Annotated in this window: 17 protein-coding genes; 4 read left to right on the top strand and 13 right to left on the bottom strand. The window is 68.2% G+C overall.

Annotated features, from left to right (window positions below):
* Positions 1-74 precede the first annotated feature (74 nt).
* From rpmF to rpmB, 6 genes are all read right to left on the bottom strand, one after another.
* Positions 75-245: a 50S ribosomal protein L32 gene (gene rpmF / locus IE250_RS22180; protein ID WP_189671493.1), complete on the bottom strand. Its 171-nt coding sequence runs from the start codon at positions 243-245 to the stop codon at positions 75-77.
* A 109-nt stretch (positions 246-354) separates the two neighbouring features.
* Positions 355-522: a 50S ribosomal protein L33 gene (gene rpmG / locus IE250_RS22175; protein WP_189671492.1), complete on the bottom strand. Its 168-nt coding sequence runs from the start codon at positions 520-522 to the stop codon at positions 355-357.
* Entirely contained in the window at positions 522-815 is a 294-nt protein-coding gene (locus IE250_RS22170; RefSeq protein WP_189671491.1) for a type B 50S ribosomal protein L31, read from the bottom strand. The genes rpmG and IE250_RS22170 overlap by 1 nt, the downstream gene beginning before the upstream one ends.
* Positions 816-831: 16 nt before the next feature.
* On the bottom strand, positions 832-954 hold the full coding sequence (gene ykgO, locus IE250_RS22165) for a type B 50S ribosomal protein L36 (RefSeq protein WP_189671490.1): 123 nt from the start codon (positions 952-954) through the stop codon (positions 832-834).
* 49 nt (positions 955-1,003) lie between these two features.
* Positions 1,004-1,309: a 30S ribosomal protein S14 gene (rpsN, locus tag IE250_RS22160; RefSeq protein WP_189671489.1), complete on the bottom strand. Its 306-nt coding sequence runs from the start codon at positions 1,307-1,309 to the stop codon at positions 1,004-1,006.
* A complete protein-coding gene (rpmB, locus tag IE250_RS22155; protein WP_108496538.1) occupies positions 1,309-1,545 on the bottom strand; it encodes a 50S ribosomal protein L28 in 237 nt (78 codons plus the stop codon). Before rpmB ends, rpsN begins: the two co-directional genes overlap by 1 nt.
* 127 nt (positions 1,546-1,672) lie before the next feature.
* Between rpmB and IE250_RS22150 the strand changes: the two genes are divergently transcribed.
* Entirely contained in the window at positions 1,673-2,860 is a 1,188-nt protein-coding gene (locus IE250_RS22150; protein WP_189671488.1) for a GTP-binding protein, read from the top strand.
* A 22-nt stretch (positions 2,861-2,882) separates the two neighbouring features.
* On the opposite strand, the gene IE250_RS22145 is transcribed toward IE250_RS22150, so the two are convergent.
* Positions 2,883-4,163, bottom strand: coding sequence for an AAA family ATPase (locus IE250_RS22145; RefSeq protein ID WP_189671487.1), 1,281 nt, complete (start codon positions 4,161-4,163; stop codon positions 2,883-2,885).
* Positions 4,164-4,337: 174 nt separating this feature from the next.
* Positions 4,338-4,799 (bottom strand): NUDIX hydrolase, encoded by a 462-nt coding sequence (locus IE250_RS22140; RefSeq protein WP_229872694.1) that lies wholly within the window; start codon positions 4,797-4,799, stop codon positions 4,338-4,340.
* A 285-nt stretch (positions 4,800-5,084) separates the two neighbouring features.
* Between IE250_RS22140 and IE250_RS22135 the strand changes: the two genes are divergently transcribed.
* Positions 5,085-5,570, top strand: a complete 486-nt coding sequence (locus IE250_RS22135; RefSeq protein WP_189671486.1) for a DUF402 domain-containing protein — start codon at positions 5,085-5,087, stop codon at positions 5,568-5,570.
* Between the two features lie 24 nt (positions 5,571-5,594).
* Positions 5,595-6,314: an ASCH domain-containing protein gene (locus IE250_RS22130; protein WP_189671485.1), complete on the top strand. Its 720-nt coding sequence runs from the start codon at positions 5,595-5,597 to the stop codon at positions 6,312-6,314.
* A 47-nt stretch (positions 6,315-6,361) separates the two neighbouring features.
* Here IE250_RS22130 and IE250_RS22125 read toward each other — a convergent pair whose 3' ends face one another.
* Genes IE250_RS22125 through IE250_RS22115 form a run of 3 tightly spaced genes read right to left on the bottom strand, consistent with a single transcriptional unit; the run spans position 6,362 to position 7,637 of the window.
* A complete protein-coding gene (locus IE250_RS22125; RefSeq protein WP_189671484.1) occupies positions 6,362-6,769 on the bottom strand; it encodes a VOC family protein in 408 nt (135 codons plus the stop codon).
* A complete protein-coding gene (locus IE250_RS22120; RefSeq protein WP_229872693.1) occupies positions 6,766-7,269 on the bottom strand; it encodes an SRPBCC family protein in 504 nt (167 codons plus the stop codon). Before IE250_RS22120 ends, IE250_RS22125 begins: the two co-directional genes overlap by 4 nt.
* Positions 7,266-7,637, bottom strand: coding sequence for an ArsR/SmtB family transcription factor (locus IE250_RS22115; protein WP_189671483.1), 372 nt, complete (start codon positions 7,635-7,637; stop codon positions 7,266-7,268). The genes IE250_RS22120 and IE250_RS22115 overlap by 4 nt, the downstream gene beginning before the upstream one ends.
* Positions 7,638-7,789: 152 nt before the next feature.
* On the opposite strand from IE250_RS22115, the gene IE250_RS22110 reads away from it, so the two are divergent.
* A complete protein-coding gene (locus tag IE250_RS22110) occupies positions 7,790-8,287 on the top strand; it encodes a GNAT family N-acetyltransferase (protein WP_189671482.1) in 498 nt (165 codons plus the stop codon).
* 43 nt (positions 8,288-8,330) lie between these two features.
* On the opposite strand, the gene IE250_RS22105 is transcribed toward IE250_RS22110, so the two are convergent.
* Both IE250_RS22105 and IE250_RS22100 read right to left on the bottom strand, forming a co-directional pair.
* Positions 8,331-9,575, bottom strand: coding sequence for an RICIN domain-containing protein (locus IE250_RS22105; protein ID WP_189671481.1), 1,245 nt, complete (start codon positions 9,573-9,575; stop codon positions 8,331-8,333).
* Between the two features lie 76 nt (positions 9,576-9,651).
* Positions 9,652-11,136 (bottom strand): RICIN domain-containing protein, encoded by a 1,485-nt coding sequence (locus IE250_RS22100; RefSeq protein WP_189671480.1) that lies wholly within the window; start codon positions 11,134-11,136, stop codon positions 9,652-9,654.
* Between the last annotated feature and the right edge of the window lie 306 nt (positions 11,137-11,442).

The raw sequence follows: 11,442 nt of genomic DNA, 5'->3' as shown, positions 1-11,442 counted from the left end.
CGGTCGCGCCCACAACGAACGCCCCGGCGCTTTCTGCGCCGGGGCGTCGTCGTTCCGCGGGTGTGCGGGCTGCGTCAGTCCGGGACGACCAGGCCTCGGCGGACGGCGGGGACCAGGCGGGCCGGGACCTTGACCTGGCGTCCGTCCACGGTGGTCACGGGGACGAGCTCGGGCACCTGGGCCTTCCACTGCGAGCGCCGGGACCGCGTGTTCGACCGGGACATCTTTCTCTTGGGGACCGCCACGGCGGCCTCCTCTCTGTACTTGCTGTCGAGTTACTCGGTGGTCGAGCTACTCGCTGGTCGAGCCTGTCGAGACCTCAGGTCTCGACAAGCTCGACCGACGGGGGTCGGGTCAGCGCTCCTCGCGGAAGTCCACGTGCTTGCGGACGACGGGGTCGAACTTGCGCAGCACGAGCCGGTCGGGGTCGTTGCGCCGGTTCTTGCGGGTCACGTAGGTGAAGCCGGTGCCTGCCGTGGAGCGCAGCTTGATGACGGGCCGGAGGTCTACGCGCGAGGCCATCAGTTACCACCCTTGCTGTTGTTGGTGCGGTTGCCGTAGCGCTGCCGGAACTTCTCGACGCGTCCGGCGGTGTCGACCACGCGGGCCGATCCGGTCCAGAACGGGTGGCTGGCGCTGCTGATCTCGATGTCGACGACGGGGTAGGTGTTGCCGTCGGACCACTCGATGGTGGCCGTCGGGCGGCCGGGGCCGGCGTCCGTGTCGCCCGCGAGCGTGGAGCGGGTCAGGAACGTGAAGCCTGCGCTCGCGTCGCGGTACACGACGGGGCCGTAGGTGGGGTGGATGTTCTTCATTACTTGCTCCTTCCGCTCAGCCCTGGCGCGCCTTCCAGCGCGGGTTGAGCTTGTTGATCACGAACGTCTTGCCGTGCCGGCGCACAACCTTGGCGCCGGGCTTGTTCTTCAGGGAACGCAGGGATGCGCGAACCTTCATGTGCCACTCCTTCGATGTCGGGCCCGGGCCGCGAACGGCCCGGCAGGGGTCACCAGCTGGACTTCGTCACCCCGGGCAGCTCGCCCCGGTGGGCCATGTCGCGCAAGCGGATGCGGGACAGCCCGAACTTCCGCGAGTACGCCCTGGGCCGGCCGTCGACGATGTCGCGGTTGCGCAGCCTCGTCGGGCTGGCGTCGCGGGGCTGCCTCGACAGCTCGCTGACGGCGGCGGCGCGCACCGTGGGGTGCAGGTCCAGGTTCCGGATGATGCGGAGCAGCGCGGCACGTCGCTCGGCGTACCGGGCGACCACCTCGCGGCGTCGGGCATCGGCGGCGATCTTCGACTTCTTGGCCATCAGACCTTCTCCCCTCGGGCGAGGATCTGGGCGACAACCACATCGATGCCCCTGCGATCGATGGTCTTGATGCCCTTGGCGCTGACGCGCAGCGTGACGTTGCGGCCGAGCGACGGAACCCAGTAGCGCTTCTTCTGGATGTTGGGGTTGAACCGGCGCTTTGTCCGCACGTGGGAGTGCGAGACCGAGTGGCCGAAACCTGGCACGGTGCCCAGCACCTGGCATCTGGCTGACACATGACCTCCTGCTGTTGCGACGTCGTGGCCGCCGCGTGTGAGAACGGTTCTCATAACGCGCTACAGTGAACCAGAACTGAGAACCGTTATCAATAATTCCCGGGTGGACCCCGGGCGAGGAGGCAGCATGTACCGAACCGGAGACAGCCGCGGAATCATCCCGGTGAGCGTCCTGGCCACCAGCGATCCCGTGCTGCGCGACTCCGCGCTGTTCGGACTGCTGATGGACGGGCCGGGCGTCGTCGCGGTGCGGCACGACATCCACGAGGACCACCTCCGGCGGGTCGTGCTCGACGCCACCGGCGTCGTCGAGGACGTGCTCGTCCCGCTGGAGCACGCCTGCCTGTCCTGCGCCGTCCGCGAGGACGCCGTGCCCACCATCGCGCGCCTCGCCCAGGACGGCCGCTGGACCGACGTCCTGCTCGCGCTCCCCGTCAGCGCCGAGCCCCTGCCCGCCGCCCGCGCCCTCGCCGCCGAGACCGCGCCCGGCGGAAAGCTCGTGCACACCCGCGTCGCCACCTCCCTCGCGATCGTCGACGCCGACACGCTCCAGCAGGACCTGTTCGGCGACGACACCCTCGTCGACCGCGGCCTCGAGCTCACGGCCGACGACGAACGCTCGGTCGGGGAGGCGCTCGCGGCCCAGATCGAGCAGGCGGACCTGGTGGTCGCCAGCTACTCGGCGGTCGAGCCTTCCTCGCTGGTCGAGCCTGTCGAGACCATGTCCGCGACGACGTCGGGCCTGCTGGACCGCCTGCGCGGCGCCGGAACCCGGCGTGTGGACGGGCTGCACGCGCTGTCCGCCGCGGATCTCGGCGCTGCGCGGCACTCGACGGCCCGTGCCGAACGCCGGGCGCACCCGCTCGGTGCGGTGGTCGTCACCGGTTCCGGCGGCGTGCCCGATGACCGGAGCTGGACGCTCGAGCTGAGCTCACCGCTGCCGTTCCACCCCGAGCGGCTGCTGGAGCGCATCGAGGACCTGAGCACGGGTGGCCTGCGGGCCCGCGGCGTGTTCCACGTCGCGGACCGGCCCGGTCTCGCGTGCCTGTGGGACGGCGCGGGCGGGCAGCTCGCCTTCGCGGACCTCGGGCCGTGGTCGGAGGTCTGCGCGGGGACGGTGCCGCACACCCGGATCGTCGTTGTGGGGGTCGCGGACGACCGTGGGACCGGCGCGGGCGGCCTTCATGACGAGCGGCAGCGGCTGCGCGAGGCGTTCCAAGCGGCGCTGTGCACGCCGGAGGAGATGGCCGCCGGCGTCGAATGGCTGTGGCGCGAGGACCACCTGGAGCCGTGGCTGGGGGCGCGGTCGGCGTGAGGCGCCTCAGGGCGCCGTCCTATCAGCCGATCAGTCCGAGATTGCGCAGCTCAGCGGGGTCGATGTCGGGGAGCGCTCCGTACTGGCCGTGCAGATACGCCGACTCGATGTTCGCGGACCTGCGTACACGCTCCCCCGCGAACTCGGCGATGGCGCCGAGCTCCGTCGAACCGTCCGGCCGTTTCTGCGTGAGCCACACCTCGTCGCGGTTCAGATGGTTCAGGAGGCTCGTGTCGTACGACGTGAAGATGAGCTGGGCACCTCTCGGGTTCGTCGACGTGTCCTGGAAGAGGCGCAGCAGCTCCGCCGACAGCACCGGGTGCAGGCTCGCGTCGAGCTCGTCGAAGATGATCGGCGATCCCTGGCGCAGCGACTGGATCACCGGGCCGATCAGCGCGAACCAGGTCTGCGTGCCTTCGGACTCCTGGTGCAGGTCGAGCATTGCGTTGCCGGTTGCCGTCCGGTGGACCATGCGTGGCCGGGGCTCCGTCCCAGGCGTACCGACACGTGTGTCACCCCAGATGGTCTCGCGTTCGATGACGACGTCGTCGACACCAAGATCGGCCAGTCTCAAGAGGGCCAACGCCTGAGCGCGCTCGTCGGCGAGCTCACTCTCGGACACCGCATCCTGCTCGTCTCGTTCCGAGTCGAAGAGCCGGACTGTCGAACGAGGGCTTTGTTGCACCTCGATCCGCGTGAGCCCGAGCCAGGGACGAGGGTTGGGTAATTTGCCGAATGCCATCGTCGCGGTCAGCGCATCGGCGAATGCCGAAGCCTCGGGGACCTCAAAACGTCGAGCCAGCGAGACCAACAAGGTCGAAGGTGTTAAGAGCTCGAGAAATGGGCCCACGGATCCAAGAGCCCGGTTCATCGTGACATCTGTACCGGCACGTTCGAAGATCTTCCGGGGCTTCTTCTGTGGGTAGTGGTACAGCCGCTCGCGCCGGATCGCGGTGCTGGTCACCTCCAGCGTGTACTCGAAGCGGACTCCGTCCACCACGAAATCGACCGTGAACTCGGTGGGTTTGTCGCGGCCTTCTGCGAACGCGAACGGTTCGACGGGGACTGCGCCTTGCCACATGCGCAGGGAATTGCGCACCGCGTCGACCAGCCACACGAAGGCCGCAAGGACGTTCGATTTGCCCGAGGCGTTCGGGCCGTAGATCGCGGCCCGGGTCAGGACGCTCTCGCCGATGTTGGGAACGTCGCGCGCGGCCGCGCGGTCCTTGTCGACCGCCACCATGGAGAGTTCAACTGTGTCTGAGATCGATCGGAAGTTCTTGACCTCGAAGCGAACGAGCATGAGGCCAGGCTAGGGCAGCCGTGCAATCAAAGACGGATTACCGTGCGGATACATCGAAATCGGTTCTGAGCTTGCAGTATCTGGACATTTTGGTTGAGCGTTGGCCGCGGAGTCGGTCAAATCGGCCGAACCGGTGGCATTGCCGATGCGGTTTTGTTGAGAAGCAGGTGGCGCCTAACGAAAGTGGCCGCGCTCGACGGCCTGGTCGATCGCCGCTTTGTAGTCCTCGGGCATGGTGAGGGCACCGACCTCGCCTGGCGTGACGAGGACGAGCTCCTTGTGCTCGTGGCTGTAGGCGGGCGGGGTTTCGCCGTCGTACGTGGCGAGGAACGTGAGGACGAAGACATGGCGGTGCGGGAAGATCTGGTAGACCCAGGCGTAGTAGGGCTCGGCGACCGTGGCGTCCCAGGCGAGCTCCTCCTGGATCTCGCGGGCGAGGCACACCGCTGGGTCTTCGTCGAGGTCGAGCTTGCCGCCGGGGAGCTCCCACTCGTCACGCTCGTTGCGCAGGAGGGGGAGCTGGCCCCTCCAGCTGATGACTGCCTTGACGGAGATCGGGAGCTGGTACTCGAAGTAGCCGGCGTTGCGCTCGATCAGGTAGGGCTCTTCGGGGGAGCGGGTGTGGAGCAGGTTCACCGTTTGACGGTAGTGGTGGACGGGGCGAGGTTCCTGGGATCAGGTAATGCCCTCGATGTGAGCGGCGCGGCCGTGCCAGGATCCCGCCATGGAGACGGTGACACTGTGGCGGCCGACCTTTTGTTGTGGGCGCGATCGTTGCGACTACGCGTCCGTTTTAGGCGCAACGATCGCGCCCACAACGATGACTTCTAACCGGTGCTGAACGTCGGCAGTCAGGTCGGACGGACCGTGCGCAGCCGCAAGGTCAAGCTGGACGGTGTCCAGAAGGCTCATGCTTCACGGGTGGTTCGTCGCGGGGCCGAGGGGGACTGGCTGTTCAGCCCGGCGGGCACCGAGGTCGTCGGGTCCGACGGCTCCGTGTCGATGCAGCCGGCCGACGGCGTGCAGCTCTTCCCCACGCTGGCGCTCCCGGAGTCGGGTGGGCGGTTCGTCGCGTGGTGCTGGGCGACGGCTCCGGAGCCACCCTCTGATCACTGGCTGTCCCCTTGGATCTCGGTCGACGTCGCCGCGGCACGCGACGAGCCGTTCTCGTTCCTCGATCTTGAGCTGGATCTCTGGGTCTCGGCCGACGACGCGGGAATCGTCGACGTCGACGAGCTCGACGCCGCCGAGGCGGACGGGCTGATCGACGTTGCCGCGGCCCAGGTCGCCCGCGATGCCGCCGACGAGCTGCATCGTGCGCTGTGCCCGGGATATCAGGAGGCGTTCGACGGTCTCGGGTGGCGGCTGCTCGCCGAGGTCCGCGGGCGGCCGGCCGACGAGCCCTGAGGCGCGGGTCCTAGGGTCAGGTCCATGCTGAACGTCTCCGAACGGCGTCTCCTCGACGCGGCAGTCGACACCGCATCTCGCCTTCCCGCCGATGGCTCCTACCTGAACACCGTCGCGTCTGCGGTGATGGACGTCCACGGCGACATCTACACCGGCGTGAACGTCTACCACTTCACGGGAGGCCCGTGCGCCGAGCTCGTGGCGCTCGGGGCGGCGGCCGGCGCCGGCGCCGGTCCGATCGCGGGGATCGTCGCCGTGGGTGACGAGAACCGCGGCGTCATGCCGCCGTGCGGACGATGCCGCCAGGTCCTGCTGGACCAGCACCCGGACTGCCACGTCATCGTTCCTGACGGCAACGGCCTGATCCCGGTCCCAGCCCGGGACCTGCTTCCGTACCCCTTCCAGCACCCCGACGCGAACCCGCCACGCCTGCTGCGGTTCAATCCGCGCCATTGGACAACCGTGGTCGACGGCGTCAAGACGGCCACCACGCGCTTCAACGACCCTGCCGTGCCAGGCCCGGCCACCCTGCTGTTCGAGTTCGACGACCGGTACCGGTCCCGGCCCGGGGTGGTCGAGTCCGTCGAGCAGGTTCGGTTCGCCGACATCACCGATGCCCACGCAGCCCTGGAGAACGCCACGGCTGACGACCTGCGCACGGCGCTACGGACCCACTACTACCCCGGGATCGTCGATGACGACGTGGTCGACTTCGTGCGGTTCCGGACAGTCGATGGGAACTGAGGCGCGGCCCGGCTCCACCCAGCGCGGTGGAGCAGGACCGCGCCCGATCACGGGCGGGTCGAGATCTGCTGGACTGCCCAGGCGTTGCCGTCGGGGTCGTTGAAGAAGCAGAACCCCACGTTGTCGAGCGGCTCCGGCATCGGCGTCGGGTTCTCGCCGAGGACCTGGACGTCGCTCACCTCCACTCCCCGCTCGGCCAGCTCGGCCCGGGCCTTCGTGACGTCGTTGACGACGAGCTGCAGGCCCTTGAGCGATCCTGGCGGCATCGGCGGCACGACTCCTTCGCCGATGACGACCGAACATCCCGATCCGGGCGGGGTCAGCTGTACGACGCGTTGGCCCTCGCCGATCTTCGTGTCGTGGTCGACGTTGAAGCCGAGCTTGTCGCTGTAGAAGGCCTTGGCGCGGTCGACGTCGGATACCGGTACGACGACGACTTCGAGGGTCCACTTCATGATTGCTTCTCCTGTGCGTGAGCGAGTTCGGTGAGGACTGCGTCGAGCCGGTCGAAGGACTGACCGACTCCTCGGGTCATGGGGTAGCGGAGCACGATCTCGCGCGCCTCCGGAGACGAGTAGTGCAAGGTGCTGGTCAGCGTCGTGGTGTCGGCCAGCTCGGTGAGGTCGTGCGCGATCAAGGTCTCGCCGGGGTAGGACTGGTCGTCGAACACCTCGGTGAAGACGAGCCGCGACGGCCGCTCGATCTCCCGGTACGTCCCGGACTGGGCCAGCTCGGCGTCGTCCGGGCCGCGGGAGACGAACCGGTAGCGCCCGCCGACGTGCAGGTCGACCGTGCAGGCGACGAGACTCCAGCCGCGGGCGCCGTACCAGCGGGTCAGCAGGTGTGGTGTGGTCAACGCGTCGAAGACGAGGTTGGCAGGCGCGTTGAACGTCCGCGACATCACGATGTCGCGATCACCCGGCGCGACGACGTGCAGGCGCTCGTCGGCACTCACGACCGGCCGTCCTGCGGGGGAGTAGCGGACGCGTCGTCGGCCGTGAGTTCGGCGAGCAGCGCATCGAGCCGTTGATAGCTCTCGCCCCAGTAGTCGCGGTAGTTCGCCAGCCACGCGGTGACGTCCCGCAGCGGCCCCGCCTGGAGCCGGCATGGCCGGCGTTGCGCCTGCCGGCTTCGCGTCACCAGTCCCGCTCGCTCGAGCACCTTCACGTGCTTCGAGATCGCGGGCTGGCTGATGTTGAAGGGCGCGGCCAGCTCGGTGACCGTCGCATCACCTGCGGCGAGCCGGGCCACGATGGCGCGTCGCGTGGGGTCGGCGAGGGCTGCGAACGTCGCGTCGAGCCGCTCAGCGGTGACGGTGCCCATAACCAACCAGTTTCATAACCATGTGGTGATGTTCGCGCGTTCCGGCAGACCTGTCAAGACTCCGGGTCCTGTAAGACTGGCGCCGGGTCACGGCGAATTCGCATGGGGAAATCATGTCGCCGCCATTGCAATTGCATGGGACGGTGGAGTGCATGACAGAACTCAGCGTGCGGCCCGCAACCGTCGACGACGCCGGCGCGATCGCCGTCGCGCACCACTCGGCGTGGGTGCAGACGTACTCCGACCTGCTACCGGCTGAGCACTGGGCGAGTGACACCGTTGCGCGCCGCCGGCATCGCTGGCGGGACCGGCTGTCCAGGAGGGTTCCCGGGCACCCGCTGGTCGCGGTGGTCGACGAGCAGGTGGTGGGCTTCGCGCAGGCTGGGTCCACGCGCGGCAAGGACGGCGTCCCACCGGTCCAGTCCGACGAGCTGTGGTCGCTGTACGTGCGCCCCGAGCACCACGGGTCGGGCATCGGGGCGCTGCTTCTCGATGCGGTGCTCCCTGCGCGGCGGCCGGCCGAGCTGTGGGTCGCCGAGGCCAATCCCCGGGCGCGTCGGTTCTACGAGAAGCATGGATTTGCCCAAGACGGCGCCCGCTTCACCGACGCCCACGAGATCGTACAGATTCGCATGGTGCGGGGTCACTGAAGCGGGCGCCGGGGAGGTCTCACCTGAGCCCGGGGCTCAGGTGCTACCGGACGTGGTCCCCGATCGGCAGGGGCAGGGCACCCGCGCCTTCGGAGACGATGCGCGCCATCTGGTCGGCTCCGTACTCCTGGAAGTGCGTGTTGTCGGTGACCCCGTCCGGGAAGGCCGGGTACTGGCCCGCGCTCAGGTGGAGGAAAACCCCCTTGGCCGCCTCGGGGCCGATCGAGTTGAGGTAGGCCCGCGAGCGTGCCGACAGGTCGATCATCGCGACGCCGGTCTCGTTGACCAGCTCGTGAACCTTGTTGACGTAGTCGGGGAACGAGACCCGGAACTGGCCGTTCGAGTCGTAGTCGCGCCGTGAGACCGGGGTGATCAGGACCGGTGTGGCACCGCGTGCCGTCGCTCCGGCCATGTAGTTGTCGCGGAGGTACCGCTTGTAGTCGTCGGGCGAGGTGTACCGCTCGGGGTTGCCCGAGCTGGCGTCGTTGTGTCCGAACTGGACGAACAGGTAGTCGCCCGGCTGGATGGCGCTGAGAATCGTGTCCAGCCGCCCCTGCTCGATGAACGAGCGCGACGAGCGCCCGCCGATGGCGTGGTTGGCCACCGTTGTGTTCGCGTCGAAGTAGCTGGCGAGCTTCTGGCCCCAACCCATCTGCGGGTAGGACCCCGAGTTGTAGGTCTGGGCGGTCGAGTCCGAGGCTATGTAGATCGTCGGCGTCCCGTCCGCCGGCGCGCCTACGGCCAGGGGCTGCCACTGCTGGTTGGTGCCGCCGTTGGAGTCGTTCTGCGATATGCGGGCTCCGGGGGTGGTGGACCGTTCCCACAGATCGAGGGCCTTGCCGGAGTTGCGGTTGATGAAGCGCAGGTAGGTGCCGTCGTCGATGATCTGCCACTGCTGGTTGGTGCCGCCGGTGTCGCTCCACTGGACGATGTCGGCACCGTTCGCGGTGCTCTTGGCGTAGACGTCGAGCAGCAGGCTCGAGTGGCGGGCCTGGATCTTGTAGTAGCCGCCGCCGGCGTCGACGAAGCGGAACTGCTGGTTGGTCGCGTCGTTGCGGTTCCACTGCACCAGCAGCGCGCCGGTCGAGGTCGACCTCCCTTGGATGTCGAGGACCAGGCCGGAGTGGCGCGATTGCAGGACGTACCAGGTGCCGGTCCGGAACGCGGCGTGCGCCGGTGAGGCGGTGAGGAGGCCGGTGGTCGCCGCGGCGGCTCCGGCCGCCAGACCGAACAGGGACCGGCGGGAGATTCCGGCCCCGAGCAGGCCAGAGGATTCGGGAGTGCGCATCTGTGCTCCAAGGTTTTGTGGGTGGTGGGCCTCGGCGCCGCCGCCGAGGCCCACCAGGAGGAATGGCGCTCTGTACCTAGATGTATCGGTCGATGATCGGGGCCAGCAGGTTGGCGATCTTCCGGTGTCCGGCGTCGGTCGGGTGGACGTTGTCGAGGGTGTCGACTGCCGGGTCGACCCAACCGGTCGTGTCGACGAAGTGGACCCGGGTGTCACCGGCGTCGACCCGTGCCTGGACCGCGTTCCGCGTCTCGGTCACGTACCGGTTCCTGAAGACGCCCATCGCGAAGATCTCGGCGTTCGGGTAGGCCTGGCGGACCCGCTCCAGCATCACGACGTAGTTCCGGTTGAACTCGGTGGTGGAGACGCCGTGCCCGACGTCGTTGGTGCCCAGGTTGATCACGACGGCGGTGGCCCGGTAGGTCGAGAAGTTCCAGTCGTCGTTGCTCACCCAGGCCGACGAGCGGCGGAACCAGTCCATCATCCCGTAGCAGCCGTCCGAGGTGCTGACCAGGCATGCGCCACCCTGGGCGACCTGGGTGTGGCCGGCGCCGAGGTCCTCGCCGACCAGGTAGGGGTAGGCCGTGAAGGGCCGGTTCCCGTTGGGCTGGCCGACAGTGATCGAGTCGCCGATGAACTCGATGAAGTTCGCCGGCCGCGCGATCGACGTCGTCGAACCGCCCGAGGCGAGGTTGAACCCGCCGAACGCCGGGTCGCCGGTGTACGACCCGGCCCGCTCCCGGAATCCGATGCGGACTGTGTGCGTGCCACTGCCGAGACCCGACGCGATGGTCACGTCTCCTGAGACGCCTCGCCTCCACTGCTCCGGTGCGCCGTCGACCGAGTAGTACATGTCGATGGAGTTCCGCAGGTGGACGCCGATCGTGGAGCCGGTGAAGGCGGCCTCGACGTAGCCACCGGCCCAGCCCATGGTGCGCCACGAGCCGTCGGGAGCCCAGCGGCCGTAGTACTGGAGGTTCGGGTCCGAGACCGAGCCGTTGCCGGCCTGAGCGCCGCCCACGGGGACCAGCCGCCAGCGCTGCACGGCCGACCCGTTGCGGTCGTACTGCGAGACACGGCTGCCGGGCGCTGTCGCCGCTTCCCAGTTGTCGAGGGCCTTGCCGGAGTTGCGGTTGACGATCTCGTAGGAGCCGTTGGACTGCTCGTTGAGCTGCCACTGCTGGTTGGTGCCGCCGTTGTTGGGGTACTGGACGATGTCGGCGCCGTTCGCGGTGCTCTTCGCGTTGACGTCGAGCACCTGGCCGCTGTGCCGGGCTTCGATGCGGTAGTACCCGCCTCCGGCGTCGACGAAACGGAACTGCTGGTTGGTCGCATCGGTGCGGTTCCACAGCAGTGCCTTGGCTCCGTTCGCCGTCGAACGGGCCTCGATGTCGACGACGAGCCCGGAGTGCTCGTTGGTGATCGCGTACCAGGTGCCGGGAGTGACGGCCGCGGTGGCCGTGGAGGTGAATCCGGGCAGAATCGCCGCGACGAGGATCGCGCCCAGAGAGGCGGCAATCCATCGCAGGCGGTTTCTCCGCCGGTGAGAGGGAGAGTGCAAGGCATGCTCCTTCGTTTGGGATGTTCGGAGTCCGTCGGCTCCGAGCGACCGGTCGCCGGATCAGAGCGCGGAGCGCTCCCCGGCCTTGGCCTCGCAGGAAATTGGTCGCTTCGTTGCTGACCAGTGGAGGTTGGTTCCGGTACACGAGACCGGGCGCTGATCTCGGTGCCGGCGATCCGCAAGGTCATCGGACCATGTGAATCGATACAAATGTCTGGTTTGTAACGTTTACGATAGCGCCCACACCGTTCAGGTCAAGCCCCTGGGATGACCTAATCGTTTAGATCTCCGAGCACCAGCGTCTCG

The sequence above is a fragment of the Promicromonospora soli genome, from assembly GCF_014653785.1.
Taxonomy (GTDB): Bacteria; Actinomycetota; Actinomycetes; order Actinomycetales; family Cellulomonadaceae; genus Promicromonospora; species Promicromonospora soli.
This window is presented reverse-complemented; position numbering and strand designations above follow the sequence as displayed.